25 protein-coding genes and 1 tRNA gene are annotated in these 25,824 nt (G+C 62.0%); 15 read left to right on the top strand and 11 right to left on the bottom strand.

Features of this window, described 5'->3' with window-relative positions:
- The first annotated feature begins 376 nt into the window (after window positions 1-376).
- The gene (locus AC1DZU_RS22930) at window positions 377-730 is read left to right on the top strand and encodes a hypothetical protein (protein WP_477288608.1); all 354 of its coding nucleotides are present in this window, start codon (window positions 377-379) and stop codon (window positions 728-730) included.
- A 176-nt stretch (window positions 731-906) separates the two neighbouring features.
- Here AC1DZU_RS22930 and AC1DZU_RS22925 read toward each other — a convergent pair whose 3' ends face one another.
- Window positions 907-1,584, bottom strand: coding sequence for a peroxiredoxin-like family protein (locus AC1DZU_RS22925; RefSeq protein WP_477288606.1), 678 nt, complete (start codon window positions 1,582-1,584; stop codon window positions 907-909).
- A gap of 367 nt (window positions 1,585-1,951) precedes the next feature.
- Here AC1DZU_RS22925 and AC1DZU_RS22920 point away from each other — a divergent pair, with 367 nt between their 5' ends.
- Both AC1DZU_RS22920 and AC1DZU_RS22915 read left to right on the top strand, forming a co-directional pair.
- The gene (locus tag AC1DZU_RS22920) at window positions 1,952-2,230 is read left to right on the top strand and encodes a hypothetical protein (RefSeq protein ID WP_477288604.1); all 279 of its coding nucleotides are present in this window, start codon (window positions 1,952-1,954) and stop codon (window positions 2,228-2,230) included.
- 176 nt (window positions 2,231-2,406) lie between these two features.
- Window positions 2,407-2,619, top strand: coding sequence for a hypothetical protein (locus AC1DZU_RS22915; RefSeq protein WP_477288602.1), 213 nt, complete (start codon window positions 2,407-2,409; stop codon window positions 2,617-2,619).
- Between the two features lie 205 nt (window positions 2,620-2,824).
- On the opposite strand, the gene AC1DZU_RS22910 is transcribed toward AC1DZU_RS22915, so the two are convergent.
- From AC1DZU_RS22910 to AC1DZU_RS22900, 3 genes are all read right to left on the bottom strand, one after another.
- Window positions 2,825-3,565 (bottom strand): hypothetical protein, encoded by a 741-nt coding sequence (locus AC1DZU_RS22910; protein ID WP_477288600.1) that lies wholly within the window; start codon window positions 3,563-3,565, stop codon window positions 2,825-2,827.
- Window positions 3,566-3,810: 245 nt separating this feature from the next.
- A tRNA-Val gene (locus AC1DZU_RS22905) sits at window positions 3,811-3,885 on the bottom strand.
- 138 nt (window positions 3,886-4,023) lie between these two features.
- A complete protein-coding gene (locus AC1DZU_RS22900; RefSeq protein ID WP_477288598.1) occupies window positions 4,024-4,707 on the bottom strand; it encodes a phosphoglycolate phosphatase in 684 nt (227 codons plus the stop codon).
- Window positions 4,708-5,098: 391 nt separating this feature from the next.
- Here AC1DZU_RS22900 and rpiA point away from each other — a divergent pair, with 391 nt between their 5' ends.
- From rpiA to gor, 3 genes are all read left to right on the top strand, one after another.
- The gene (gene rpiA / locus AC1DZU_RS22895; protein WP_477288596.1) at window positions 5,099-5,830 is read left to right on the top strand and encodes a ribose-5-phosphate isomerase RpiA; all 732 of its coding nucleotides are present in this window, start codon (window positions 5,099-5,101) and stop codon (window positions 5,828-5,830) included.
- Window positions 5,817-6,425: a DUF2059 domain-containing protein gene (locus AC1DZU_RS22890; protein WP_477288593.1), complete on the top strand. Its 609-nt coding sequence runs from the start codon at window positions 5,817-5,819 to the stop codon at window positions 6,423-6,425. The genes rpiA and AC1DZU_RS22890 overlap by 14 nt, the downstream gene beginning before the upstream one ends.
- Window positions 6,426-6,541: 116 nt before the next feature.
- Window positions 6,542-7,930, top strand: coding sequence for a glutathione-disulfide reductase (gor, locus tag AC1DZU_RS22885; RefSeq protein ID WP_477288591.1), 1,389 nt, complete (start codon window positions 6,542-6,544; stop codon window positions 7,928-7,930).
- 51 nt (window positions 7,931-7,981) lie between these two features.
- Here the strand turns inward: gor and AC1DZU_RS22880 are convergent, their stop codons facing one another.
- The 3 genes from AC1DZU_RS22880 to AC1DZU_RS22870 all read right to left on the bottom strand — a co-directional run bounded on the left by AC1DZU_RS22880 (window position 7,982) and on the right by AC1DZU_RS22870 (window position 12,349).
- Window positions 7,982-8,620, bottom strand: coding sequence for a glutathione S-transferase family protein (locus AC1DZU_RS22880; protein ID WP_477288589.1), 639 nt, complete (start codon window positions 8,618-8,620; stop codon window positions 7,982-7,984).
- A 200-nt stretch (window positions 8,621-8,820) separates the two neighbouring features.
- On the bottom strand, window positions 8,821-10,185 hold the full coding sequence (gene mgtE / locus AC1DZU_RS22875; protein WP_477288587.1) for a magnesium transporter: 1,365 nt from the start codon (window positions 10,183-10,185) through the stop codon (window positions 8,821-8,823).
- 271 nt (window positions 10,186-10,456) lie between these two features.
- A complete protein-coding gene (locus tag AC1DZU_RS22870) occupies window positions 10,457-12,349 on the bottom strand; it encodes an ABC transporter ATP-binding protein/permease (RefSeq protein WP_477288585.1) in 1,893 nt (630 codons plus the stop codon).
- Between the two features lie 621 nt (window positions 12,350-12,970).
- Here AC1DZU_RS22870 and AC1DZU_RS22865 point away from each other — a divergent pair.
- Window positions 12,971-13,399, top strand: coding sequence for a hypothetical protein (locus AC1DZU_RS22865; protein WP_477288583.1), 429 nt, complete (start codon window positions 12,971-12,973; stop codon window positions 13,397-13,399).
- Window positions 13,400-13,441: 42 nt separating this feature from the next.
- Here AC1DZU_RS22865 and AC1DZU_RS22860 read toward each other — a convergent pair whose 3' ends face one another.
- Window positions 13,442-14,122, bottom strand: a complete 681-nt coding sequence (locus AC1DZU_RS22860; protein WP_477288581.1) for a DsbA family oxidoreductase — start codon at window positions 14,120-14,122, stop codon at window positions 13,442-13,444.
- Window positions 14,123-14,140: 18 nt separating this feature from the next.
- Window positions 14,141-15,961 (bottom strand): extracellular solute-binding protein, encoded by a 1,821-nt coding sequence (locus AC1DZU_RS22855; RefSeq protein ID WP_477288579.1) that lies wholly within the window; start codon window positions 15,959-15,961, stop codon window positions 14,141-14,143.
- Between the two features lie 232 nt (window positions 15,962-16,193).
- Here AC1DZU_RS22855 and AC1DZU_RS22850 point away from each other — a divergent pair, with 232 nt between their 5' ends.
- A complete protein-coding gene (locus tag AC1DZU_RS22850) occupies window positions 16,194-16,823 on the top strand; it encodes an invasion associated locus B family protein (protein WP_095091562.1) in 630 nt (209 codons plus the stop codon).
- A gap of 74 nt (window positions 16,824-16,897) precedes the next feature.
- Here AC1DZU_RS22850 and hspQ read toward each other — a convergent pair whose 3' ends face one another.
- Together hspQ and AC1DZU_RS22840 are read right to left on the bottom strand one after the other, a co-directional pair.
- Window positions 16,898-17,221, bottom strand: coding sequence for a heat shock protein HspQ (gene hspQ, locus AC1DZU_RS22845; protein ID WP_167392389.1), 324 nt, complete (start codon window positions 17,219-17,221; stop codon window positions 16,898-16,900).
- A gap of 172 nt (window positions 17,222-17,393) precedes the next feature.
- On the bottom strand, window positions 17,394-18,602 hold the full coding sequence (locus AC1DZU_RS22840; protein ID WP_477288577.1) for a UbiH/UbiF family hydroxylase: 1,209 nt from the start codon (window positions 18,600-18,602) through the stop codon (window positions 17,394-17,396).
- Window positions 18,603-18,716: 114 nt separating this feature from the next.
- On the opposite strand from AC1DZU_RS22840, the gene AC1DZU_RS22835 reads away from it, so the two are divergent.
- The 7 genes from AC1DZU_RS22835 (at window position 18,717) to AC1DZU_RS22805 (ending at window position 25,821) form a co-directional block, all read left to right on the top strand.
- On the top strand, window positions 18,717-19,613 hold the full coding sequence (locus tag AC1DZU_RS22835; protein ID WP_477288575.1) for a DUF2182 domain-containing protein: 897 nt from the start codon (window positions 18,717-18,719) through the stop codon (window positions 19,611-19,613).
- Window positions 19,614-19,627: 14 nt separating this feature from the next.
- On the top strand, window positions 19,628-20,242 hold the full coding sequence (locus tag AC1DZU_RS22830) for a DUF1326 domain-containing protein (protein ID WP_095091806.1): 615 nt from the start codon (window positions 19,628-19,630) through the stop codon (window positions 20,240-20,242).
- Complete coding sequence (gene pcsA, locus AC1DZU_RS22825; protein WP_477288573.1) at window positions 20,239-21,060, top strand: phosphatidylcholine synthase; 822 nt, start codon at window positions 20,239-20,241, stop codon at window positions 21,058-21,060. The genes AC1DZU_RS22830 and pcsA overlap by 4 nt, the downstream gene beginning before the upstream one ends.
- Window positions 21,061-21,082: 22 nt before the next feature.
- Entirely contained in the window at window positions 21,083-22,063 is a 981-nt protein-coding gene (locus tag AC1DZU_RS22820; protein ID WP_477288571.1) for a quinone oxidoreductase family protein, read from the top strand.
- Between the two features lie 133 nt (window positions 22,064-22,196).
- Window positions 22,197-23,774, top strand: a complete 1,578-nt coding sequence (locus tag AC1DZU_RS22815) for an ABC transporter ATP-binding protein (protein WP_477288569.1) — start codon at window positions 22,197-22,199, stop codon at window positions 23,772-23,774.
- Window positions 23,771-24,901, top strand: coding sequence for an ABC transporter permease (locus AC1DZU_RS22810; RefSeq protein ID WP_477288567.1), 1,131 nt, complete (start codon window positions 23,771-23,773; stop codon window positions 24,899-24,901). The genes AC1DZU_RS22815 and AC1DZU_RS22810 overlap by 4 nt, the downstream gene beginning before the upstream one ends.
- Window positions 24,901-25,821 (top strand): ABC transporter permease, encoded by a 921-nt coding sequence (locus AC1DZU_RS22805; RefSeq protein WP_477288565.1) that lies wholly within the window; start codon window positions 24,901-24,903, stop codon window positions 25,819-25,821. The genes AC1DZU_RS22810 and AC1DZU_RS22805 overlap by 1 nt, the downstream gene beginning before the upstream one ends.
- Window positions 25,822-25,824: the final 3 nt, after the last annotated feature.

The raw sequence follows: 25,824 nt of genomic DNA, 5'->3' as shown, positions 1-25,824 counted from the left end.
TTTTGGAGGGCTGTGGATCACCATATGGTGTTGGTCGCAGCATCAATGAAGCCTGAGGCCCTGCTTTCGGAAGCCAGTTGTTGCGACTTAAGGCCACACTTGGCCGCTCGGATGCGGTTGACAGCACTAAGGCACCCGGCGGGCGATGTTGTCGCCCCCGGGTTAATCGGCAGGCGGGGTGAGGGGTGGCTTGTGGGGCCCAACGCGCTGCGCTTTCGGTTTTCAGGGCCCTCAACCGGAAAGCCCTAGGAGGGCGAGCTGCGGGAGCGAAAACATTTTGTCAGCAGACAGTGTGGTCGCGTCCCAGAGCATCTCACCGAACCGTTGCGCGGGTGCTATGGTGTGCCCGCATGATCAGACAGCAGGGATATGAGGCATGCCCGAAGTCACCCGCCGTACACTTCTCGCGTTCGCCGCCGTCGCCTCGGTCGTTGAACCGACGCTTGCTGAAGGGGAAGGCGCCTCGCCCGAATTGCGGGCGCTGATCGGAGCCCATGAAGCCACCTATGCCGGGCTTTACAGGGTTGTACATCGAGCGGGCAGTAGCAGCCACGAACGCCAGTGGGCAGACCGGATTGAACAGGAAGCATTGCTGGCCATCTGCTCCTATCCTGCGATCAGCCGAGGCGACCGACGGGCTAAGGCCGAGTACCTGTTGACCGCTGAGGCTCGGGGTGAACTCGACCTGGAAGAGCACATGCAGGCCATCCTGCACTCGATGAAGCGCTGATCGCGGGCTCGACGCAATTGTCTTTCCGCGCTGGCGCGTGGTTGGTCGCGCATACTGGAATTCCCACCGCACTCAGCCCGTCGTCGAAGCGACTGCCCCAAGCGGGGCGACCCGGCTCGAACTAACGGTTTGCATAACACCTGCTATCCGTGCAGCCGATGTCCGCAACCGCGCCGCTACTGACCAATATGCGACGCGACCGACATCATCGCCTCAGAGTTCGGGTGGGCGCCCAAGCCGCCATCGAAAACCTCGGAGAACGTCCAGCGAACGACGCCGTTGCGGTCGAGCAGGAACTGGCCGGTGAGCTGGCCCACGCCGGTCGCCATCATTTGCTGGTCCGCTTCAGTGATTTCGTAATTGTCTTTTTTGTTCAGATATTCGAGCGTGGCAAACGGATCCATCGGCTCAGGCATTTCGCCCGGCACGTTGAGCCGCATCGCCTTCACATCGCTCATCGAGACCTTGTGCGGCAATGCGCTCTCGCCCTCAGTTACTATTTGCATATTGGGCAATCCAAAGGCGCGGTGTGAAACGCGCTCCGGATCGGATGCAGCAAGCAAACCAACCATCGGATGGTACCGGAGATAAAGGCGCGCCCGCTCGATGGGTGTGTTCACCACCGTGAGGCTTTCGATGCCCTTTGCGTTAAGGGCTGGTGTGAGCAGGGAAACCGTCGCGATATGACGCCTGCAAAACGGACAATGCAGACCTCGATACAGCCCAACCAGCACTGCCTTCTCGCCGCGGAAATCGTCGATAGCTATCTTGCCCTCGCGAGTAATTGCGTCGAGTACGAAATTGGGCGCTCGTTCGCCTAGTTGCAGAGGGCCTACGTCGGCGCGGTCAGACATGCTTGATCCTCCTCGCGGCTCAATCCAGTAACGAAAGCGCGGCGGTACTTCCGGCTCCAGCCCGTGTTCGGCACACACTTCCTGAGCGTGTTGAAATTGCAATGTAGCACAGAGATGGGCGGACGTTGAGGCGCTACCTAAGCCTTGCGGAGCCTCACTCCTGGCGCGCAGAAGCAAACGGCTGGCAATCAAGGAATCGATCATAGGGGTTGGGGCCTGGCAACGAGCGCAGCATTTCGGCCTTCGGGACGGAATACCGCCGCGAAAGAGGCGAAATCAGCTGCTCAGTTCCCGACGCCGGTGTCGAAAACAATCGTCGAATTGGTGGCGACATAGCGGCGAAACAAAGAGGCTTAGATCGACGATTTTGGCCAACATCTTACTAAGTTTGCGGGCGCTGATCGGAGCCCATGAAGCCACCTATGTCGGGCTTCACAGGGTTGTTCATCAAGCGGGCAGTAGCAGCCACGAACGCTACAGGGCAGACCGGATTGAACAGGAAGCATTGCTGGCAATCTGCTCCTATCCTGCGATCAGCCGAGGCGACCGCCGGGCTAAGGCCGAGTACCTGTTGACCGCTGAGGCTCGGGGTGAACTCGACTTGGACGAGCACATGCAGGCCATCCTGCACTCGATGATGCGCTGATCGCGGCTCGACCGGCGCAGTGCAGAGCTTGGACCCATCAACAGGAGTTCATGCGCGGACTCCCCGGCTATCTCGCCACCTTCCATTACTGCGACTACGCATCAGTGGCTAACGTACGAAGCAGTCAGCGACCTGTCGGGCAAATGGCAGATGAGACGAGCGCTCGATGAAGCCCCGTGCCCGTGCAGAAAGCCAGGGCGCTGGAACCTGAACGCTACACGGTCTATTGCGCCGACGACCGCATCGAGGTTTCGTTGTGGGATCTCGAACAGATGAAGGTGCGGAACGGCTCCAACGTCTGTCAGTTCCAGAGCTACACGAGCTACAGCAGCGCCTTGAATTTCGCCCAGAAGAATTTTGGTAGGGAAGGGGCGAGCTGTAGTTGCTAGCTGGCCGTCATTAAGCTGCAACCGCATAAATTTCTGCCCTTGCTTCTTCGAAGGACCATCACTAGATTCGCGCTTCGGGTTCTGCCCGCTCCGCGATGCCACTTCCCCCTGTTGGGGCGCCGCGGCGACTAATGAAAACGACTAACTCATAGTTCTGACGTTCGCGACTCCATCGGTAGCGACCGATCTAATCAGCAGGGGAATGTCAGGAACTTCGAACGACCGTGCAACCGGTCGGGGAAAGTTCCTGGCTGAGTACCAGGCTTCCCCGACCAGAAAGAGGAAGCCAGATGAACCAAAATTCGCCACTCATTCGCGCCTGCCTGGTGCTGACGTTGTTTTGCGGTGTGAGCGCGGTGATTGTCGCGATCGTCGCCGCAACCACACCCATTGCCGGAAGCAATGCGTTCGTACTGCCTGTGCTGAACACGCTCGTGACGATGTTCGGTCTGGGCGTCGGAGCGTTCTTCTTCAAGGGGCAGAGCATTCTGAAAGCTGGCGCGGCAAAAATGCCGCCGGAGGCGCAGTTATTTTCAACGGGCATTTTGAAGGACATTTGCCCCAACTTGATGATGCCCTTACTGCAATTTGCTTCCGCACGAATTGCATCGCCGAGAAGGTCCGCTTTCGTCTGGCGGATGCACTCTTCGGGCGAGGCGAAGCCGCCTTGGTTCACATAGCCTTCATGGCATGCCTTGATGATATCCGGCTCCGTGAATTTTGCCGTGGCGCGTGCCTGTTTGGTGTTAACGCCGGTGATCTCGATGACTGTCGCAGGCGGTTCTATGCAGCTTCTCTGCAACTCAGCACCTGACGCCACTGTAGCTAAGGACGAGACGCTGGCAGCGAGAAGGATAGCTCGCGTCAGGGACATTTGTCGCAACGCCAGTGGCGTCGAAAACGACGCCCTGTGCGATCTAGATTTGTCCGAGGCTTGGCTCGCCATGGTTCCCCCCCTGATGCCAACTGTGGTGGTCAAGTTGCGTCTAAGGCAATCCAGCGTCAAGCGGGGCAATTGGAGGGGAGGGCTGGCGGAAGAGATGGGATTTACCGACGGGTACGGTTGCCTACAGGCCCGCCGGCCGGCCTTCGGCATCCAGCCGGTGACGACCGGGTGACGACCCGGACCAGAGAGCGGGGCGTTGCCTTGCGTTTATTTTTCTGTAACGCCTTGGTTTCTTTGAGAAGTTTTGGTGGGCGATGCAGGGATTGAACCTGCGACCCCACCCGTGTGAAGGGTGTGCTCTCCCGCTGAGCTAATCGCCCGCTCGTTGCCCGAAGGCCAAGCGAGCCGCGATATAAGGGAGGCGGGTGCGGGAAGTCAAGGCGGTGTCAGGCGTTCCGGCAAGGATCGGATTGTTGTCCTGTGGACCCGCCTCCGACGTGACGCCGGCTGCTTTCCGGTCAGTTCCCCGAGGCGGCGATCAGCCTTTGCGCCAGATCGAGCGTCAGGGCGTCGAAATGCGAGATCACCGCCGAGGGTTCGAATTCGCGCACATGGCGGTCGGTGTAACCGAAATCGACCGCCACAACAGGAATGCCGGCGGCCTTGGCAGTGTCGATGTCGGTCTGCGAATCGCCGACCATCAGCGCGCGATGCGGATCGCCGCCGGCCAGCTTGATGGTCTCGATCAGATGGCGCGGGTCGGGCTTGCGGAACGCGAACGTGTCCTGTCCGGCGATTGCCGCGAAATGCTTAGTCAGGCCTAGCGCCTCGATCAGCGCCAGCGAGTTGGCTTCGTATTTGTTGGTGCAGATGGCCAGGAGATAGCCGGCGTTCTCGAAGCGGGCGATCGCCTCGACGACGCCGGGATAGGGGCGCGATTTGCCGGGGATGTTGAGGGTGTAGTGGTCGAGGAAGAGTTTAAGCAGCCGGTCGTGCTCCTCGACATCGAGCGACCGCTGCTGGGCTGCATGGGCCCGCTCGATCATCACGCGGCCGCCGTGACCGACAAAGCGCCTGAAGCCGGCCTCATCGACCGCCGCGATGTGGCTGGCGGCAAGGCTGTGGTTCAGGCTGTCGAGCAGGTCCGGCGCTGTATCGACCAGCGTACCGTCGAGGTCGAACACGATGATCGGGCGAGTCATGGTCAGTCCTGGGCCAAGTTCATGCAAGTGGCAGGCGATAGCGGCTGCGGCGCGTCAAGGCAAGCGGGATAGGGCAAGCGGGGCGGGTCGTTCTGGCAAGCAAGCCCCGCCGGACCGGGTATTTCGCGGCTTGCCGCCGGACATGAAAAAACCCGCCATGGCGGCGGGTCGTTGGCGCAAATCAGCACCATGGATAGAAATGTAGCACAGCTGCCTTCACCAGGTCAAGAAAAAATTCCTATCTCAATTGCCGGACGCATTGCCCCTGACCGCGCGTTGCGGAGAACAGCCATGCTGCTCGTCACCAGGGCGTACGCCGCTGCCAAAGGCTTTGACCCGCCCGGCAAAAATGCTAGGAGCCCAGCAGCGAATTTCCGGGGCAGCAAGCGGCATGGATGCAAGACAGTTGAAGGTCGAAGCCGCGCGGGCAGCGCTCGCCTATGTGAGCGACGGCATGCGGCTCGGCATCGGCACCGGCACCACCGCGGAAGAGTTCGTGCGGCTGCTTGCCGAGAAGGTCGCCACCGGCATGACGATCATCGGCGTCCCGACTTCGGAGCGCACCGCGTTGCTCTGCCGCGAGCTTGGCGTGCCGTTGTCGACGCTGGAGGAAACGCCGCAGCTCGATCTCACAGTCGATGGCGCCGACGAGGTCGATCCGGCACTGACCCTGATCAAGGGCGGCGGCGGCGCGCTGTTGCGCGAGAAGATCGTTGCCGCGGCTTCCCAGCGCATGATCGTCATTGCCGACCAGTCGAAGATGGTCGAGACGCTTGGCCGGTTTCCACTGCCGATCGAAGTCAATAAGTTTGGCCTGCGCGCGACCGAAATCGCGATCGGCGCGGCGGCTGAAAAGCTCGGCCTGTCCGGTCCGGTCATATTGAGGATGACGGGGGACCAGGCTTTTGTTACAGACGGCGGCCATTTTATCCTCGATGCATCTTTTGGCCGCATTCCGGATACAAGAGCGCTTTCGAATGCTCTCCACGCCATTCCGGGCGTGGTCGAGCATGGTCTTTTCATCGGGCTGGCGTCAGCGGCCATCATCGCCGGCGGCGACGGTATCCAAACTGTCCATGCCGCCCGAAAACCAGGGAGTTCTACCGATCATGATGTTGCATAACCGGGTTCGCAGCCTTTGCGCCGTTCTGGCGGCTACGGCCGTTTTCGCCCTCTCTTCGCCGGCGTATTCGCAAGAAGTCACGGACTCGCACCTGAAGGCCGCCCGCGCGGCGGTCGCGGCGATCCACGCGACCGACCCGTTCGACAACATCCTGCCGCAGGCGGCAGCCGCGCTCGAATCGCAGCTCATCCAGAAGAACCCGGACATGCAGGAGCTGATCGGCAAGACCATCAACGAGAAGGCGCTGGCGCTGGCCTCGCGCCGCGCCGACCTCGAGAAGGAAGCCGCACTCGCCTACGCAAAAGTGTTCTCCGAAAAGGAACTGACGGATATCGCCGCCTTCTACAGTTCCGATTCGGGCAAGAAGCTGCTGGATAGCGGCCCGACCGTGACCCGCGAACTGGTCAAGGCAGCCGACATCTGGCAGAACGGCCTCGCGCGCGATCTCGCCCAGCAGGTCGGCGAGACGCTGGCCGCGGCCGCCAAGGCCAAGGCGCCGGCAGCCCCTGCCGCAGCACCCGCGGACGCAGCCGCGCCTGCGGATGGCGCCGCACCCGCCGATGGTTCGGCTCCGGCAGACGACACGCAGAACTGATCTTGCGTTTCCAAATGGCCTTGCGGCCATCGATGAAGCCCGGCTTGTCCGGGCTTTTCTTTTGCTGCCCGGCGGCCTACCTGTCACTGGATTTCTGAAGCTTGAGGAGCCGCCAGATGGCCGGGTACGACTACGATCTTTTCGTCATCGGCGGCGGCTCGGGCGGGGTGAGGGCAGCGCGCGTGGCGGCGGCACTCGGCAAGCGCGTCGGCATCGCCGAGGAATACCGCTATGGCGGCACCTGCGTCATCAGGGGCTGCGTGCCGAAAAAGCTCTATGTCTATGCCTCGCAATTTCCCGAGCATTTCGCCGACGCCGCCGGCTATGGCTGGACGGTGCCGGAGGCGAGTTTCGACTGGCAGACGCTGGTCGCCAACAAGGATCGCGAAATCAGCCGGCTCGAGGCGATCTACCAGAGGAATGTCGAGGGCGCCGGCGGCGAGGCCTTTCACTCGCGCGCCATGATCGTCGATCCGCATGTCGTGCATCTCCTGGGCGAAGATCGCACCGTCACCGCCGACCAGATCCTGATCGCCACCGGCGGCCGCCCGGCGCCGCATCCCGCGCTGCCCGGCCATGAGCACTGCATCTTCTCCAACGAGGCTTTCGATCTCAAGCAACTGCCCAAGGCGATCATGATCGAAGGCGGCGGCTACATCGCCGTCGAGTTCGCCAACATCTTCCACGGCCTCGGCGTCGACACCACGCTGGTCTATCGCGGCAAGGAGATCCTCAGCCGCTTCGACATGGACCTGCGGCGCATGCTGCACGAGACGATGGAAAAGAAGGGGATAAGGATCCTCTGCCATTCGGTGTCCGAATGGATCCGCAAGCGGCCGGACGGCCGGCTCGACGCACTCGTCACCGGCGGCACGGTGCTGACGGTCGACCAGGTGATGCTGGCCATCGGCCGCATCCCCAACACCGAGAATATGGGGCTGGAAGGCATCGGGCTGGAGATGACCAAGACCGGTGCGATCGCTGTCGACAAATACTCGCGTACCAACATCGACAACATCTGGGCGATCGGCGACGTCACCAACCGCGTGCAGCTGACGCCGGTGGCGATCCACGAGGCGATGTGTTTCATCGAAACCGCTTACAAGGGAAATCCGACGGCGCCCGACCACGACACCATTGCCACAGCCGTCTTTTCACAGCCCGAAATCGGCACGGTCGGCCTGTCGGAGGATGATGCCGTCAAACGCTTCCCCGACATCGAGATCTACCGCGCCACGTTCCGGCCGATGCGGCATACGCTGTCCGGCCGCGACGAGAAGATGCTGATGAAGCTGGTGGTCGACGGCGCTTCGAAGCGAGTGCTCGGCGCGCACATCCTGGGACCGGATGCCGGCGAGATGGCGCAGCTTCTCGGCATTCCGCTGAAGGCCGGGCTGACCAAGGATGATTTCGACCGCACGATGGCAGTGCATCCGACCGCGGCGGAAGAGCTCGTCACCATGTACAAGCCGACCTATCGGGTGAAGGACGGCCAGCGGGTCTGAGCTTTCGCCTGTCGGTTCGTGTATGATCGGTGGTCTTGCTAATTTTTGGAGCTACTTCCAGAGGGATATTCCCTCTTGCGTCAAGGCTCGTTGCACAGCCGCCCGCTCATCCAACCGACGTGCATGAGCGGTCCAGGCGGGGTAGGTATTTCGCATGTCAATGGCCATACGATTCCCCCACCTGTAGAATACGAGCAAATACGGATCAACGATTGAATAGGACGCTCCCACGGCCCAATCTCGGTCCGTCAGCTTGGATTCTATAAGCGTAAACGCGGAAGCCAAGTGCTCCTTTCCCTTATGAACCAAGGGCGCGTACATCGATTGGTCCGGCAAGAAAAAGTCGGCCCGCCAGATCATTCGGACGGCAACCGCGTGAACCGCACTCGATAGCCAGTTAAACCATTCGATGGAACGGGCGATGTTTTCTGCATCCGCTGTCAGTAGCCCCGCGTCTGGATTCGTCAGGCCCAGGTGAAACAGGATTGCCGGCGCTTCCGTGAGAGTGAAATTCTCGGCAATGAGAACAGGGATTCGCCCTTTCGGGTTCAAGCGGCGAAATTCGTCGGTCTTGGCTTCGGGATGGCCTGGCGACATCAACGCCAGCGAATAGGGTTTTCCAATCTCCTCCATGACGATGTGAGGTGCAAATGAGCAAGAGCCTGGCGCAGCATGAAGTGTGTAGTGCATCAGCTCCTCCGAAAACCGTATCTTTCCTGCTGCAATCTGTACCGAGTCTTGCTGGATTTGAAAGACGCTCAAGTTGGGCGGCTGATACCCAGCCGGCGCATTTCCCGATAGACGGTGGAGCGCCCTCATGCAGGCTTGAAACGGGTAGGGCGCAAGCCACCGCCGGCATTGCCGGCGGTGGTGGAGACCGTTGGTTCTGATCAGAGCAACGTGCCGCGCAGGATCACCAGCGCCACCGAGAAATAGATCACCAGCCCGGTGACATCGACCAGCGTGGCGACGAACGGGGCCGATGCGCTGGCCGGATCGAAGCCGATGCGTTTCAGGGCGAACGGCAGCATCGAGCCCGACAGCGAGCCGAAGGTGACGATGCCGACCAGTGCGGCGCCGACCGTCGTGGCGATCAGCGGCCAATGCGGCCCATAGTCGTAGAAGCCCATATATTGCCAGAGCGCGATGCGGCCGATGCCGACCACGCCGAGCATGGCGCCGAGCACGAGGCCGGTGGGCAGTTCGCGCAGCGCCACCCGCCACCAGTCGCGCAGCCCGATCTCGCGCAGCGCCAGCGCCCGGATGACCAGCGAGGTCGCCTGCGAGCCGGAATTGCCACCTGAGCTCATGATCAGCGGGATGAACAACGTCAGCACGATCGCCTTTTCCAGCTCGCCCTCATAGCTCTGCATGGCATTTGCCGTCAGCATCTCTGAGATGAACAGCGCGCACAGCCAGCCGCCCCGCTTCTTGATCATGGCGAGGAAGCTCATCTTCATGTACGGCTCGTCGAGCGCCTCCATGCCGCCGAAACGATGCACGTCCTCGGTCGTCTCCTCGATCATTGTGTCGATGATGTCGTCGATGGTGACGATGCCGAGGATCTTGCCGTGGTCGACGACCGGGACAGCAAGCAGATCGTATTTCGAGATCGTCTGCGCCAGGGTTTCACGATCGGTCAGCGGGGTGACCGTCACCGGCGCGCGATCCGGCGCCACCGTCATGATCGAGTCCTCCGGCTCCCCGGTGATCAGCCGGCGCAGGCCGGTCGACCGTATCAGGAGGTGCGTTTGCGGATCGACGATGTAGATCGCGTAGACGGTTTCGCGCGTCCGTTCGACCTTGCGGATGTAGTCGAGCGTGCGGCCCACGGTCCAGTCCGAGGGCACGCTGACGAACTCCGTCGTCATGATCGATGCGGCGCTGCCTTCGGGATAACCCAGAATGGCAAGCAGCGTGGCGCGCAGCGGCGGCGCCAGTCCGCCGAGCAGCTCGGAACGAGCCGGCTCGTCCAGCTCGCGCAGGATGTCGGCGGCACGGTCTTCCGACATGGCGGTGAGCAGCTTGCCCGCCTTGGCGCGCGGCAGCGCCTCCATGAGTTCGGGCGCGCGGTCGAGTTCAGGCTGGTCGAATATCTCGACCAGCCTCTCGAACGTCACTTCACAAAGCAGTTCCGTCGCGCTTTCTCGCGGCTCCCTGTTCAGGGCCTCGACAATGTCGGCGACGTGATCGTTGGCTAGGATACGGGCGATCGCGACGGCCTCGTCGCTCGCTACGGGGGTAAATTCGTTCATGGCTCACTCCTTGCCGTCCGGCAGGACATGAACCATTCAGGTCACGTCTAGGCGGACGGCTGTTGCGTTCGACTGTGACTGTCGCCAGGCATGGCGCTGTGACCTTTCCGCTTGCGGGTTCGCGTTTGACTGTCTGCAAGCCGGCGCAACATAGGTGCGCGCCTTGCCGAGTCAATCGCGGTGAGGACGAAAAACGGCGCCGAATGGCACCACTCGCGAGACTGTGATCAGCGGCCGCCGCATGGCGCGGCCGCCCCAGATCCAACTGCCGCTATTTCTGCTTCAGTCGGCGCGAGAAGCGCAGCCACTTGTCCTCAACCGGCCTTGGCTGGACGAGAATGGTGGTAAGTTCGACAGGCAGGGTCGGAACCAGGGGCTTCTTGGTGGCGACGCCGTCGGCGATCGCCACGATGCTGTGGTAGAATTCTGCGCCGGTCAGCGATCTCGGCGCCACCGCCTCGTGCATGACACTGATGACCGTGACATCGGGGCAGTTGTCCTTGATGGCCTGGTGGAAGGCAATCTTGCCCTCGGGGTCGAGCGCGCCCGTCGCCTCGTCGAGGAACAGCAGCCCCGGCTGCTGCAGCACGATGCGCGCCACCACCAGCTTCTGTTTCTGGCCGCCCGACAGAACCTGATCCCAGCTCTTGCCTTCGCGGCTTGCGTCGGCCATGTGCGAGATGAAGTCGCCAAGGCCAGCCTTGTACAGCGCAGCCGCGACCTGCGCGTCGCTATGGCCGTACTCGGAGTCTGGCAGGCAGACCAGCTGTTTCAGCGACACCGGCTGCAGCTTGACCTCCTGGGCGGCATAGAAGCTCTTCACCCCTTCGGGGAAGACGATGGTGCCATGACCATAGGGCCACAGGCCGTTGATCGCCTTGATCAGCGAGGTCTTGCCGGAACCGGATTCACCTTTCAGGAACGTCCATTCGCCGCGCCGGAAGCGCAAATTGGCGGCACTGAGGAACGGCGTGGCGTCCTCGCCCTGATGCGCCAGTTCGAGTTTCTGGATGGTCAGGCCGAAAACCGGGTTCTGGCTGGCGTAGTGGAAGTCGGAACGGCCGGTCTGGCTGTAGAATTCCTGCGGATGCTGGACGTTCTCAATCGCATTGGCCAGTTCGGTCACGCGCTGGCTGTTGGCGCGCAGCGTGGCGATGGCGGGCATGACGTGGATGAACCACGAACATTGGCCGATCAGCGAATTGACCAGCTCGGAGCCGGTAATATAGCCCTTGAGATCGAGACCATTGTGGATGAACGGCACCAGGCCAGGTCCGTAGGCGACGATGCGGGCGCCGATGAAATTGTAGATCAGCTCGAACGACATGTAGACGGTGTTGACGATGTTCAGCCGCGTCCATGTGCCGTCGATGTCGACATAGAGCCGGCCATGCATGGTCCTCTGCACGCCTTCGCCCTGGGACGCCGCGACATGGAAGCTGCGGCGCAGGAACGTCGTCAGCTCGCCGCGATAGCTGCCTTCGGCCTGCTGCATCCTGACATTGAGGCGCTCGAGCAGGCCGCCGAGCTTGACCGCGATCCAGGTGTTCAGCGGCACATAGGTGGCGACGGCCAGGAAGGCGAGGACGGCACTGCCATAGCTGCCGAGGAACTCCAGTCCCTTCACCTCGACGGAGTTTTCGAGCAGCTTCTGGCCGACGAAATAGAGCGAGGTGGCGACGCCCAGCACGCCCATGGCGAGCCCGATGGCGCCGCCGGTCATGTCCTTGATGGATTCCTGGACGCGCTGGTCGATGTTGTCAGGCGCCGGTGCGCCGTTGCCGGTCGACGCATGCTGGGCATGAAAATGCGTGTGATTGTTGTCCAGCAATGCTTCGTTGAAGCGGCTGTCCAGCCAACCGCGCCATTTGCGGTGCAATGTCGCCGAGACAAGATTGCGGATGCCGGTAAAGCCGGCGTCCTTCAGCAGGACCAGCAGCACGAGGATGCCGGCATTGACCAGCAGCGTGCGAAGCGGCGTGGTGTTGGCGGCGTCGTGGAAGAAGGCGATCGAGTTGACCAGTTCGCCGGAGGCTTCGGCGAACCAGACACCGGCCTTGCTCGACAGCGCCGTGAGCAGCGCGATCACCAGCGTGAGTGTCCAGGCTTCTTTCCACCGGTCCGAAACCCAGTAGGCCCGCATCAGCCCCCAGAAGGTACGCATGGACGATACCGGCGTCAGGAGCGATGGCCGTGCGGCATCGCGAGGTGTTTTTTCCGGTACTGACTCTTGCGTTGGTCTACCGACCCGAATCACGATCCCGCCCAAACCTTTTTTGTTTTGTTACGGATGGTAACACCAATTGATCATTTTCTATTAATTTTTAAAGCTGGCCAAAGGGATTACCCCGGCGGACCGTTGCCGTGAGGCAACAGATTGCAGGACCGAAACGCCGTCAAACAGATCGGAAAAAACAGAATATCGCTATTGATTTCAAATTGTTGATGGATGCGGGAGGGTCATCGGTGAAGTTTCCCTTAGGGAAGGTTTTCACACGGGTTTGTGAACTCGAAAATCTAATTGACTGGTAAATTTCCCGACTGCGGACTGACCGAATCTTCGGAAAATGTGCCGTTCGTGACCTCGCCGGGCTTGCCGTCTAACCCTGTCGGAGGCTGAAAAGTGACTGGAAACGGTCATTGCGGCAGCCGCGCCGCGCTGCGCATCCGGCCCTGTAGGGTCAGGTCAGAAACCTTATTTGACAATTGCTTCGTTCGGGATTGAACCTTGCCGGGCACTGTCGGCACCCATGCATGTCCGGTTCTCCAACAAGGAAGCTTCCCAATGCTTGTACGCGCAGCCGCAACCCTGGTTCTCCTTGCCTGGCACCCCCTGGCGCAGGCCGCCGAGCAGAGCATTCCGGCAGGCGCCGAGGGCCAGATCGAGTTCAACACGCCGTCCGGCAACATTGGCTGCATCTATACCCCGAAGGGCGGCACCAGCACCTATGAGCCACAGGACGGCGGTCCGGAACTCAGCTGCTCGCGCGTCGCGCCGAGCTATGTCACCACCATCCTGGGTCCCAAGGGGCCGGCGACTTTGATCAAGAACCCCGGCGAGCAGCCATGCTGCAGCGATGTCACCAAGCTCGCTTACGGCAAAAGCTGGAGCGCAGGGCCGTTCTTGTGCGAATCGTCAACCAAGGGATTAGCCTGCACGGCCACGAACGGCCATGGATTTTTCATCAGCAAGGCCAAGGTGACCGTGAAGTGATGACGCTTGCTCTCGCTGCATAAGGGCAGGGTAGCCGATCTCTCAGCCGACCTTTTCCAATTCGCCGCGGGACTTGGCGGCAGCCACCTGACGGATGGCATCGGCCAGGGTGTCGGCGTCCTGTGCGCCCATGACCGCGTATTTGCCCTCGATCAGGAAGCACGGCACGCCTGTTATGCCCATGCGCGAGGCGGTGGCGATCTCGGTGCGAACCGCCTCGACGTCGGCCTCGGTCGGCAACAGCGTGGCGACCACGGATGCGTCCATGCCGGCCTCGCGCGCCGCTTCGACCAGAACGGCATGGTCGCCGATATTGACGCCTTCCTGGAAATTCAGCTGGAACAGGCGGCGCACCAGCCGGTTCTGCACGGCTTCGCCGGCGGCACCGGCCCAGCGGATCAGGCGGTGCGCATCGAGCGTGTTTGGCGCCACCTTGATGGCGTCGAAGGCGAAGGAAATGCCTTCGGCTTCGCCAAGCGGCTCGATGCGGGCATGAATTTCGCGGATGCGCTCGTCGCTGCCGAACTTGGCCAGCATATAGTCGCGGCGATCCTTGCCTTGCGGTGGAATGGTCGGATCGAGCTGGAACGGCCGCCAGCGGACGTGCACCTCGGTGTCGCCGACAGCTGATATCGCCTTGTCGAGCCGTTTCTGGCCGATGAAGCACCATGGACAGACGACGTCGGACACCACGTCGACGGTGACGGCGTTCAGCTCACTCATCTCGATCTCCCGAAATCCTCAGTTCGGCTTGCGCCACCAGCTTGGCAGTTGATACCCAAATATGGGCGTCTTTTGCGGATGTTCCAGGTAGTTCCAGTACGCAATCCATTGCTGCGTGTTGTACTGCGTCGGCACCATGTAGTTGCCGGAGATCAGCAGCCGGTCGAGAACCCTGACCGCCGCGACATAGTCTTCCTTTGAACGCGCGCGCAGCATCGCGTCGATCGCCGCATCAACCGCCGGATCGGCGACACCGGCCAGGTTGAACGAGCCTTCGGCCTTGGCCGCTTCGGATCCCCAGCGTCCAAGCTGTTCGATGCCGGGCGACAACGAATTGTTGAAGCCGCTCGATCCGATCAGGGCCTCGAAATCGAAGCGCTGCTTGCGCGACTGGATCTGGTCGCCGTCGAGGCTGCGAATGGTGACGTCGATGCCGATCTTCTCCAGCGTGCGCTGATAGATGCCGGCAAGGCGCTCCTCATCCTGCGAAGCAACCAGAATCTCGAAGCCAAAGGGTTTGCCATCGGGATCGAGCATCGTCCCGTCCTGCACGTGATAGCCGATGCTTTTCAACAGATCGAAGGCCGCTTTCAGCACCTTGCGATCCTGCCCTGAACCATCGGTGACCGGTGGCCGGTACGTGCCATCCATGACATCGGCCGGCACGCGGCCGGGGTAGGGCGCCAGAAGCGCCTTTTCCCTGTCGTCAGCCGGATGACCGAGCGCGGAAAGCTCGGAATTCTGCCAATAACTCATTGCGCGCGCGTATTTGCCGCCAAATAGGTTCTTGTTGGCCCATTCGAAGTCGTAGAGCATACCGAGTGCACGCCGCACCACCGGGTTAGCGAACTTCTGCAGCCGCATGTTGAACAGGAAACCGGTCACCACCGGCGGAATGCCGGTGTCGAAGGTTTCGGCGACCACGTCGCCCTTGTGGAAGGCCGGAAAATCGAGGTCGCGCTCGCGCTTGACCGGATCGCCGTCGTCGTCGATGGCGCAAAGGCCCTTCTTGAACGCTTCGAGCTTGGCGTTGGCGTTGAGGAAATACTCGATTGTGATCTGGTCGTAATTGTCGAAACCGCGCTTGGCCGGGACGTCCTTGCCCCAATAGTCAGGGTTGCGCTTGAAGACGATGCGTTGGCCGGGCTGTACCTGCGCAACGGTGTAGGGGCCACTGCCGATCAGTGGCTTCAGCGTCGTCTTGTCGAACGTGTCCTTGTCGAAGGCATGCTTGGGTATGATCGGCGTCAGCGCGATGATCAGGGGCGTCTCACGATTGGCCTTGTCGTTGAAGGTGAAGCGCACGCTGTGGTCACCGGTCTTTTCGAGCTTGGCGATCAGGCTCATGCGGGCGCTGTAGGGTGGACGGCCCTTGTCGGTATAGACATCGTAGGTGAACAGCACATCCTCCGGCGTCACCGGCTGGCCGTCGGACCATTTGGCCTTCGGGTTGAGATGGAACTCGATGCTCTTGCGCTCGGGATCCATGTCGGCGGTATCGGCGAGCAAGCCGTACAGGCTGAAGGGCTCGTCGTAGTTGCGCTGCATCAGCGGCTCGAAGACGAGATTGCCGTAAGTCTGGTCCATCATGCCGCGCGCCGTCGTGCGCAGGCTCTTGAGGATGAAGGGATTGAGATTGTCGAAGCTGCCGACGACGCAATAGGTGATCGAGCCACCCTTCGGCGCGTCCGGATTGACGTAGTCGAAATGCGTGTAGTCCGGCGGCAGGGCCGGTTCGCCCTGCATGGCGATGGCGTGCTTCGGCTCCGACGCGGCCGGCTGATGCGAAAGGGCGAGAAGCGATATCGCGGTGATCAGCCAAACAAGAACGCGGCCCATGATCGTCTCCTTACTGGGTCGGCTTGATGATTCGGTGCGCACCCTAGCATGAGGCACCTGCGTGCCGGCCAATGGCGTCATCAAGAATTACAAGTGGCGGGCTGGATTCGACATCGCTTGCAGTGTAACACGCCCCCCGAAGTCATTCTGTTGCCTCATTTTGGCAACAGGTAGCTGGACCACACGGCACGAAGAAGCCGGTCCCGGGATCATTTGAGAGGAAGTGCACGACATGACGAGCCTGAACAGCAACGCGTACCGCCTGTCGGTCATGGCCGCTGGCGTGGTCGGCTTTCTGGGCGCAGGGCTTCCCGCTGCTTCCGCACAGCAGCAACAGCAGATTCCGCAAGGCTGGTTCAAGGCTTGCACCAAGCAGGAAGACGTCGACATCTGCAACGTCCAGAACATCACCACGGCCGGCAACGGCCAGCTTATCACCGGCGTCAGCCTGATCGAGCTGAAGGGCAAGGTGAACCGCAAGGTGTTCCAGGTGACGGTGCCGACCGGCCGTCTGGTGCCTCCCGGCATTGGCCTGCAGATCGATACTGGCAAGGCCGTGAAGCTTGATTACGTCATTTGCTTCCCGGATCGTTGCGTGGCCGAAGTTCCGCTCACCGACCAGCTCGTCGGTGCCTTCAAGAAGGGTCAGGCGATCACGCTGACCTCGGTCAATTTCCAGAACCAGCAGAACCCGATCAAGATCGCCCTGCAGGGTTTCAGCGGCGCCTATGACGGCCCGCCGCTGCAGCAGTCCGATATCGAAGACCGGCAGAAGAAGCTCCAGGACTTCGTCGCCAAAAACAACCAGGATTTCGCCAAGAAGCTCAAGGAAGAGCAGGACAAGGCGAAGACCGCCAACTGATCAGCCGGTTTTTGTCGGCCTAACAAAAAAGCGGGGTCATGCCCCGCTTTTTTTTGCGCCTGTCGTCTGGTCGGTTAATGCCTCGATTGCCGTTTCGGCTCGTAGCGCCCGTCCGGCCTCTTGTCGAACATCTCCTTGATCTGCGGATGCCGGACCGGCTCGCCCGACTGATCCTCGAGCAGGTTCTGCTCGGAGACGTATGCGATGTATTCGGTTTCCGAATTCTCGGCGAGCAGGTGATAGAAGGGTTGATCCTTGCGCGGCCGCACGTCGGCGGGGATGGCTTCGTACCATTCGTCGGTGTTGGCGAACTGCGGATCGACATCGAAAATGATGCCCCTGAAGGGAAACAGCCGGTGGCGAACCACCTGTCCGATTGCGAATTTGGCTGTTTTCATCGTACTCACCACTGAATTCCTTAGACTTATTTGGCGCAGACTGGGCACCAATTCAATCCCGACGCGTTTTGAGCGTGCCTTGAAGCTACGCAGGACGCGGCGAAAGGGTTTTGCCGCATGCCGCCGATGTCGACATTTTCCGCGGATTGGCGGAATGTTGGGAAGATCGCTATCAGCGCGCCGGCTTTCGCAGGCCGCCGGCCAGCGCCGCAAAGCCGCTGCCGGGACGAAGCCCCTCGCGCATGAAGAAGGCGCGAAGCGGCGCGAAGCCACCGAGCACGCCGAGCCCGGCAACACGGGCCATCTGCGCCGGCAGCATGTCGGAAAGCAGCGACATGTTGAGCAGATTGACCGCACTGCTGCGCGCCAGAATATCCGGGCGGCGTTTGAAATCGTAGGCTGCAAGGGCCTTGGCAGCGCCGGGGTCGGTGCGATTTTCACCAGCAATACCAACAAGATCGTCGATATCCCTGATACCGAGATTGAGGCCTTGCGCGCCGATCGGCGGAAACACGTGGGCGGCTTCGCCGACAAGCGCTACACGCTCCCGCGCGAAACGCAGCGGCGTCACCGCCGAAAGCGGATAGATCTGCCGGCCCGGCTCGACCGTCACCCGGCCCAGCATCGACTGCATCTGCAGTTCGACCCGCAGGGAAAGCGTCGCATCGTCCAATGCGGCGAGTTCCGTCGCGGTCTCGGGCTTCACCACCCAGACCAGGCTCGAGCGATTGCCGGGCAGCGGCACCTGCGTGAACGGACCGGTCTCGGTGTGGAATTCGGTCGAGGTGAAGGCATGATCGCCGCTATGACGGAAATTGAGGACAAAAGCTGCCTGCGGGTAGGAGCGGGCCGAGGTCGAGATGCCGGCCGCCTGGCGCGCCGGCGACAGCCGCCCGTCGGCGGCGACCGCCAGGGAAGCGTCCACCGCGCTGCCGTCGGTCAGGACGGCACGGGCGTACGCGGCCTCGAGATGCCAGCTCGCCACCATCGACCGTCGCCAGTCGATGCCGGTATGCTTCGCAACCGTGCTGGCGAGCGCGGGATTGAGGACGCTGTTGGGCAGGTTCAGCCCGAATTGGTCTTCGTCGATCTCGCTGGCGCGGAAGGTGACGACCGAGCTACGGATCAGCCGGCTGGTCGCGTCGACGATGCGCATCACCTTCAGGGGCGCCGCCTTGGGCTTGATGTCTTCGAGCACGCCCAGCCGCGCAAGCACCTGCAGAGCGGGGTTCATCAGGGCCGTCGTGCGGCCATCGGGGGCAGAAGCTTCGGGCCCGACAAGTGTCACCGGGAAACCCGCATCGGCGAAAGCGAGCGCCGCGATCAGCCCTGCCGGCCCCGTGCCAGCAACCAGTATCCGCGCAGTTTCTCGATGCTCCAAGATCGGCTTCCGGCTAGCAATGCGAGGCAGGCCACACGACCCTGCCAGTCGGTCCAGCATATAGGTCAATTCATGCCGCTTGATCAACGCGGCGATTCGGCTCATTCGGATGTCATGACCGGCCAGCAAGACGACTTCAGCCATCTCGACCGCGCCGGCCGCGCCATGGCGAACATCGCCCGCAGTCCCCGCGTGACGGTGAACGTCGTTGTCGGCGCCTGTATCCTGCTTGCCTGGCTGTTGCTTGCCGCGATGGCAATCCGCAGCGCCGAAGGGCGGATTGCCGGCGTCAGCGCCCCTGGCGACGCGCTCCTGCGCAACCTGCCGCGGCTGCCGCTGCCGGATTTCCTGGAGCGGTTCTTCGCGCTCTGCCTGTCGCCGACGCCGCTCGACGGAAGCCTCGGCCTCAAAGCCGGCGCGCTCGTCCTGATGTGGTTCCTGATGGCGATCGCCACCATGCTGCCTTCGGCCGCAGCAATGATCCGCACCTATTGCGAGATTGCCGACACGGCTCGCATCAAGGGCGAGCCGGTCGTCCATCCGCTGGTGCTGGTTGCTGGTTACCTCAGCGTCTGGCTCGCTGCCTCGATGATGTTCGCGGCGCTGACCTTGGCCATTCATGCATCCGCCTCGTCCAACGGGTTGCTCGACCCCGTCATCGGTATTGCCGGCGCGCTCGCTCTGCTGATTGCTGGCCTCTACCAATTCAGCGGCCTGAAGGAAGCCTGCCTGAAGAAATGCAGGAACCCTTTCTCGATCCTGTTTGCGAACTGGAGCGCGAGGCCCGTCCGCGTCTTCCGGCTTGGCGTCGCGCAAGGCCTGTGGTGCTTCGGCTGCTGCTGGGCGTTGATGCTGGTGATGTTCGCCGTCGGGGTGATGAACGTCTTCTGGATGGCGTTGATCTGGCTGTTCACCCTGATCGAAAAACAGACGGCGAGCAGGGTTCCAACCCGGCTGGCCGGTGCGATACTGCTTGTCTGGGCAGCAGCGCTGCTAGTAGTCTCGCGATGAGTGGGGGGAAATCGATGTCAGACCAGAGCTGGGCGATGAAAGGAGAGCTCGTACTCTCCTGCAATTGCACGGTTTTTTGCCCTTGCGTGCTGTCGCTCGGCAGTCATCCGCCGACCGAAGGCTATTGCCAGACCTGGGCCGGCTTCCGCATCGACGCCGGCCATTTCGGCGAGGTCGACCTGTCGGGGCTCAATCTCGGATTGATCATGGAAATCCCCGGCTATATGAGCCGCGGCAACTGGACCGCCGGCCTGTTCATCGACAAGCGCGCATCGGTCTATGCGGTCAAGGCGCTGACCAAGATTTTCACCGGCAAGGCGGGCGGGACCACATCGTTGCTCTCCATCCTTGTCGGCAAATTCCTCGGTGTCGAACAAGTGCCGATCACCTATGAGACGCGTGACAGGACACGCATCTTCCAGATACCCAAGATCATCGACGGGGCGGTCACGCCGATCCCCGGCAAGGACCGAGACAAGGATACGGTGATCAGCAATTCGGAATACTGGATCGCGCCTGAGATCATCGTTGCCAGGTCAGACAAGAGCAAGATGCGGGCTTTCGGCCGAAACTGGAATTTCGCCGGCCGGTCGGCCGAAATCTGCAAGCTGGATTGGCGGGGCCCGTGAGCAAAAACACAACGGCCAGGAAGATCACGGCCAAGAAGTTGACGGATCGGATTCCGCGGCCGAAGAAGAAAGTCACCTGGCCGCAGGCGAGGGCGTTCTCCGTCCATCTGCTGACCGCCTCGGGCTCGTTCCTAGCCTTCCTGTCGCTGGTGGCGGCGAGCGAACAGCGCTGGACCGCGATGTTCTGGTGGCTGGGGCTGGCATTGTTTGTCGACGGCATCGACGGGCCTATCGCCAGAAAGCTCGAGGTCAAGGAAATCCTGCCGACCTGGTCGGGCGAAATGCTCGACAACATCATCGACTATGTGACCTACGTCCTGATCCCGGCCTTTGCGCTATACCAGCGCGGCTTCATGGGCGAGGGACTGTCGTTCCTGTCGGCGGCGATCATCGTCGTCTCCAGCGCAATCTACTATGCCGACACCGGCATGAAGACGAAGGAGAATTTCTTCAAGGGATTCCCCGTGGTCTGGAACATGGTGGTGTTCACGCTGTTCGTCATCGAGCCGGGGCAATGGGTTTCGTTCGCGGTGGTGGTGGTGGCCGGCATTCTGACTTTCGTGCCGATCAATTTCATCCATCCGGTGCGGGTGGTGCGGCTGCGGCGCATCAATCTCGCGATGACGCTTTTGTGGTGCGCGTTCGGCGCGCTGGCGCTGGCGCAGGCGGCACTCGCTGCCTTCTACGATCAGATCGGCGTGCTGGGCGAACAGGTCAGCACCTTCACCAAGATCGGCATCAGCATTACCGGGCTCTACCTTGCCTGCATCGGTGGCGTCATGCAGTTCTTTCCAAATCTCGGTGCCAAAAAAGCCTGATCAGTCCAAGGAAGCCCAGCCCATGTCCAAAGCGATCCGAATCCATGCCAATGGTGGCCCGGAAGTCCTGGCCTATGAGGACACTGATCCCGGCCGTCCGGGTTCAGGGCAGATCCTGATCCGGCATACGGCGATCGGCCTCAATTTCATCGATGTCTATCACCGCACGGGCCTTTATCCGCCGCCTGGCGGATTTCCCCTGGTTCCGGGCAGCGAGGCTGCAGGCGTGGTGCTGGAAGTCGGCCAGGACGTCGACTGGCTGAAGCCGGGCGACCGCATTGCGTATGCGACGAATGTCGGCGGCGCCTACGCCGAGCAACGCGTCATTGCGGCCGGCCACGTGGTCAAGGTGCCGGACGGCATCAGCGACGAACAGGCGGCCGCGATGATGCTGAAGGGCATGACCGCCGAGTATCTGCTGCGGCGTACCTTCAAGGTGAAGGCAAGCGACACGATCCTGTTTCATGCCGCCGCCGGCGGCGTTGGGCTGATCCTCGGGCAATGGGCTAGCTATCTCGGCGCGACCGTCATCGGCACGGCCAGCTCAGCCGACAAGATCGAGCTCGCCAAGGCGCACGGCTTCGATCACGTCATCAACTACAAGGAGCAGGATTTCGTTGCCGGCGTCGCGGCCATCACCGGCGGCGGGAAATGCGACGTCGTCTACGATTCGGTCGGCAACGACACGTTTCCAGGGTCGCTCGATTGCCTCAAGCCGCTCGGCATGTTCGTCAGCTTCGGCCAGTCCTCGGGATCGATCCCGCCGTTCAGCATGTCATTGCTGGCCCAGAAGGGCTCGCTGTTCGCCACAAGGCCGACCTTGTTCGTCTACAATGCGAAACGCGAGGACCTCGAGGCCTCCGCCGCGGCCCTGTTCGAGGTCGTGCTCAGTGGCGCCGTCGAGATCAAGATCAACCAGCGTTACGCACTCAAGGACGCCGGCAAGGCGCATTCCGACCTCGAGGGCCGCAGGACAACAGGAACCACCATTCTCATCCCTTAGTCCCTTCCGCCTTGCTATCCGTTGAATTTCCGCTGAAATTCTTGAAGCTCTTTCAAGACGCGTGCCGCTTTCCGATGAGAGCAGGCCGCGCCTACCATGCTTGCGGGAACACAGAACATATCTGGCTAACCAGATGGGAGGCACTGTGAGTGCAAATCAGGACGGCACGAACCTGCTCGAGGTCCGTGGTCTTACCAAGATATTCGGCACCCTGACGGCGTGCGATCATATCGATCTCGACATCGCTAGGGGTGAAATCCACGCTTTGCTCGGCGAAAACGGCGCCGGCAAGTCGACGCTGGTCAAGATGCTGTTCGGTTCGCTGGAGCCCAATTCCGGCGAGATTTGCTGGAACGGCCAGGCGGTCAGGATTTCCAGCCCGGGCGCGGCGAAAAAGCTCGGCATCGGCATGGTGTTCCAGCACTTCTCGCTGTTCGAGGCGCTGACCGCGGCCGAGAACATCGCGCTGTCGCTGGATGACGGTTCACCGATCAGCAGCATCGCGGCGAAGGCGAGGGCGCTTTCCTACAGCTACGGCCTGCCGCTCGATCCGGAATCGCTCGTCGGCGACCTGTCGGTCGGCGAACGCCAGCGCATCGAAATCATCCGCTGCCTTCTGCAGACGCCGCAGCTCATCATCCTGGACGAGCCGACCTCGGTGTTGACGCCGCAGGAGGCCGACAAGCTGTTCGAGACGCTGGAGCGTCTGCGCTCGGAAGGCAAATCCATCCTCTACATCTCGCACCGGCTTGAAGAGGTCAAACGCATCTGCGACCGCGCCACCGTGTTGCGGCATGGCAAGGTGGTCGGCCACTGCAATCCGCGCGAGGAAACAGCCTCGTCGCTGGCCCGCATGATGGTCGGCAACGAAGTGCAGGCCGTGGTGCGTGCGCCGGTCGAGGGGATCGACAAGGCGCAGCCGCTGCTCGAGATACGCAACCTCACCCGCAAGCCGGCAACGCCGTTCTCCATACCGCTCAAGGGCATCAGCCTTAAAGTCCGCGCCGGCGAGGTGATCGGTATTGCCGGTGTCGCCGGCAACGGCCAGGGCGAATTCTTCGAATCCGTCTCGGGCGAGGTGTTGCAGCAGGATGCCGCTTCCGTGCGCATCCGTGGCAAGGACGCGGGTGGCCTCACCATCACCGGACGTCGGTTGCTGGGCGCTGCCTTCGTGCCGGAAGAGCGCCTCGGCCACGGTGCCGCGCCGCGCATGAAGCTTTCCGAGAACCTCTTGCTGTCGCGCCACGCCACCGACGGCAAGGCGTTTGTCGGCGCCGGCGGGATGGTCAAGAGCGCTGCCATCTACAGCGCCGCCCAACGCATCATCGTGGCGATGGACGTGCGCAAGAGCGCGCCGGATCCGGAGGCCGCGGCACTTTCGGGCGGCAATTTGCAGAAATTCATCGTCGGCCGTGAACTCGACCGCCGGCCAAGCGTCATGGTGGTCAACCAGCCGACCTGGGGTGTCGACGCCGGTGCCGCCGCTCACATCCGCCAGGCGTTGATCGAACTGTCGCGCAGCGGATCGGCGGTACTGGTGATCAGCCAGGATCTCGACGAGCTGTTCGAGATATCGGATGCGATCGCGGTCATGCACAATGGCGAGCTGTCCAAGCCGTTGCCGATCGCCGAAGCGACCTTCGAGAAGGTCGGCTTGCTGATGGGCGGCGCCGAGCCCGGCCACGCCGAACATACGCTGGAGACGGCATGATGCGCCTCGAACTCGTCAAACGCCCGCAGCGCTCCGTGCTGTTCTCGGCCCTGTCGCCCTTCCTCGCTTTCGCCCTGACGATCATCGCCGGCGCCATCATGTTCGCGCTGCTGGGCGTCAACCCGTTGACCGCTTTCCGGATCTACTTCATCGAGCCGGTCAGCCAGGTCTGGCAGCTGCACGAACTGGCGATCAAGGCGGCGCCGCTCATCCTGATCGCTGTCGGCCTCTCGGTCTGCTACAAGGCCAACATCTGGAACATCGGCGCCGAAGGCCAGTTCATCCTGGGCGGTATTGTCGGCTCGATCATTCCGGTGCTGTTTCCGCAGTTCGAAGGCCCGCTGGTGCTGCCGCTGATGCTCCTGCTCGGCATGATCGGCGGTGCCGCCTATGCGGCGATCCCGGCTCTGCTCAAGACGCGCTTCGGCACCAACGAGATCCTGACCAGCCTGATGCTGGTCTATGTCGCCCAGCTCTTCCTCGACTGGCTGGTGCGCGGACCATGGCGCGACCCCCAGGGCCATGGTTTCCCGCAGACCATTCAGTTCAACGACTCCGCCGTACTGCCGGAGCTGATGCCGGATGCCGGACGGGCAAACTGGGGATTTGTCTTCGCGCTGGTCGCCGCGGTGCTGGTCTGGATCCTGATGAGCCGCATGCTGAAGGGTTTTGAAGTCCGTGTGCTAGGCTCAAGCCCGCGGGCAGGGCGCTTCGCCGGCTTCGGCCTCAACCGCATGGTGTTCTTCGCCTTCCTGCTGTCGGGTGCCCTGGCGGGCCTTGCCGGCATCTCGGAAGTCTCGGGCGCCATCGGCCAGCTGCAGCCTGTCATTTCGCCCGGCTACGGCTTCACCGCCATCATCGTGGCGTTTCTTGGCCGCCTCAATCCACTTGGCATCGTCGCCGCCGGCCTGGTGCTGGCGCTGACCTATCTCGGCGGTGAAGCGGTGCAAAGCGCGCTCGGCATCTCCGACAAGGTGGCGCGGGTGTTCCAGGGCATGCTGCTGTTCTTCGTGCTCGGCTGCGACACGCTCATTCACTACCGCATTCGCCTGATCGGCCTGGCGCTGACCAAATCGGAAAGTGCTGCGAAGCTTGAAGCCGCGCCAAAGTTGAAGGAAGCCCGTTGATGGACATCACCATAAACATCCTTCTGACCATCGCCACGGCGGCAACGCCGCTGTTGATCGCCGCGATCGGCGAACTGGTGGTCGAGCGCTCCGGCGTGCTCAATCTCGGCGTCGAAGGCATGATGATCATGGGTGCCGTTGGCGGCTTCGGCGCCAGCTATCTCACCGGATCACCCTGGATCGGCCTCCTGGCGGCGATCGTCATGGGGGCGGTGTTCTCGCTGCTGTTTGCCGTCATGACGCTGTCGCTGGCCACCAACCAGGTGGCGACGGGCCTGTCGCTGACGCTGCTCGGCCTCGGCCTCTCCGGCATGATGGGGACGAGCTTTGTCGGCCAGCCCGGCGAACGGCTGCCCAACCTCGACATCCCCGGGCTGACCTCGATCCCCGTCATCGGCAGGCTGCTGTTCGGCCAGGATCCGATCTTCTACATCTCGATCGCGCTGACAGCAGCCGTCATGTGGTTCCTGTTCAAGACCCGGACCGGACTGACGCTGCGCTCGATCGGCGACAGCCATACGTCGGCCCATGCGCTGGGCATCCAGGTCATCCGCTATCGTTATCTCGCGGTGATCTTCGGCGGCGCCTGTGCCGGTCTGGCCGGCGGCCACCTCTCGCTTGTCTACACGCCGCAATGGGTCGAGAACATGACAGCCGGCCGCGGCTGGATCGCGCTGGCGCTGGTGGTGTTCGCGTCGTGGCGGCCATGGCGGGTGCTGGCCGGCGCCTACATCTTCGGCGCGGTGTGGATCGGCCAGCTTCATGCACAGGCTTTTGGCATTCCAGTGCCGTCCCAGTTTCTTTCTTCGCTACCCTATCTGGCAACCGTCGTGGTTCTCGTTCTAATCTCGCGCAACAAGCGTCTGACGATGATGAACACACCGGCTTCCTTGGGGCAGCCATTCGTTCCGGATCGTTGACAA

This window comes from Mesorhizobium sp. P2_A12 (genome assembly GCF_056405075.1).
The sequence above is the reverse complement of the archived record's forward strand: the minus strand, read 5'-3'. Positions and strand labels throughout refer to the sequence as shown.

Excerpts from the sequence above, each read along its gene's own strand:
- hspQ (WP_167392389.1), bottom strand. The coding sequence starts at position 17,221 with ATGAAAACAGCCAAATTCGCAATCGGACAGGTGGTTCGCCACCGGCTG.
- AC1DZU_RS22835 (WP_477288575.1), top strand. The coding sequence starts at position 18,717 with ATGACCGGCCAGCAAGACGACTTCAGCCATCTCGACCGCGCCGGCCGC.
- AC1DZU_RS22815 (WP_477288569.1), top strand. The coding sequence starts at position 22,197 with ATGGGAGGCACTGTGAGTGCAAATCAGGACGGCACGAACCTGCTCGAG.
- AC1DZU_RS22820 (WP_477288571.1), top strand. The coding sequence starts at position 21,083 with ATGTCCAAAGCGATCCGAATCCATGCCAATGGTGGCCCGGAAGTCCTG.
- AC1DZU_RS22930 (WP_477288608.1), top strand. The coding sequence starts at position 377 with ATGCCCGAAGTCACCCGCCGTACACTTCTCGCGTTCGCCGCCGTCGCC.
- gor (WP_477288591.1), top strand. The coding sequence starts at position 6,542 with ATGGCCGGGTACGACTACGATCTTTTCGTCATCGGCGGCGGCTCGGGC.
- AC1DZU_RS22855 (WP_477288579.1), bottom strand. The coding sequence starts at position 15,961 with ATGGGCCGCGTTCTTGTTTGGCTGATCACCGCGATATCGCTTCTCGCC.
- AC1DZU_RS22910 (WP_477288600.1), bottom strand. The coding sequence starts at position 3,565 with ATGGCGAGCCAAGCCTCGGACAAATCTAGATCGCACAGGGCGTCGTTT.
- AC1DZU_RS22810 (WP_477288567.1), top strand. The coding sequence starts at position 23,771 with ATGATGCGCCTCGAACTCGTCAAACGCCCGCAGCGCTCCGTGCTGTTC.
- AC1DZU_RS22850 (WP_095091562.1), top strand. The coding sequence starts at position 16,194 with ATGACGAGCCTGAACAGCAACGCGTACCGCCTGTCGGTCATGGCCGCT.
- AC1DZU_RS22925 (WP_477288606.1), bottom strand. The coding sequence starts at position 1,584 with ATGTCTGACCGCGCCGACGTAGGCCCTCTGCAACTAGGCGAACGAGCG.
- rpiA (WP_477288596.1), top strand. The coding sequence starts at position 5,099 with ATGGATGCAAGACAGTTGAAGGTCGAAGCCGCGCGGGCAGCGCTCGCC.
- AC1DZU_RS22865 (WP_477288583.1), top strand. The coding sequence starts at position 12,971 with ATGCTTGTACGCGCAGCCGCAACCCTGGTTCTCCTTGCCTGGCACCCC.
- AC1DZU_RS22870 (WP_477288585.1), bottom strand. The coding sequence starts at position 12,349 with ATGCGTACCTTCTGGGGGCTGATGCGGGCCTACTGGGTTTCGGACCGG.
- AC1DZU_RS22830 (WP_095091806.1), top strand. The coding sequence starts at position 19,628 with ATGTCAGACCAGAGCTGGGCGATGAAAGGAGAGCTCGTACTCTCCTGC.
- AC1DZU_RS22880 (WP_477288589.1), bottom strand. The coding sequence starts at position 8,620 with ATGCACTACACACTTCATGCTGCGCCAGGCTCTTGCTCATTTGCACCT.
- mgtE (WP_477288587.1), bottom strand. The coding sequence starts at position 10,185 with ATGAACGAATTTACCCCCGTAGCGAGCGACGAGGCCGTCGCGATCGCC.
- AC1DZU_RS22900 (WP_477288598.1), bottom strand. The coding sequence starts at position 4,707 with ATGACTCGCCCGATCATCGTGTTCGACCTCGACGGTACGCTGGTCGAT.
- AC1DZU_RS22860 (WP_477288581.1), bottom strand. The coding sequence starts at position 14,122 with ATGAGTGAGCTGAACGCCGTCACCGTCGACGTGGTGTCCGACGTCGTC.
- AC1DZU_RS22805 (WP_477288565.1), top strand. The coding sequence starts at position 24,901 with ATGGACATCACCATAAACATCCTTCTGACCATCGCCACGGCGGCAACG.
- AC1DZU_RS22890 (WP_477288593.1), top strand. The coding sequence starts at position 5,817 with ATGATGTTGCATAACCGGGTTCGCAGCCTTTGCGCCGTTCTGGCGGCT.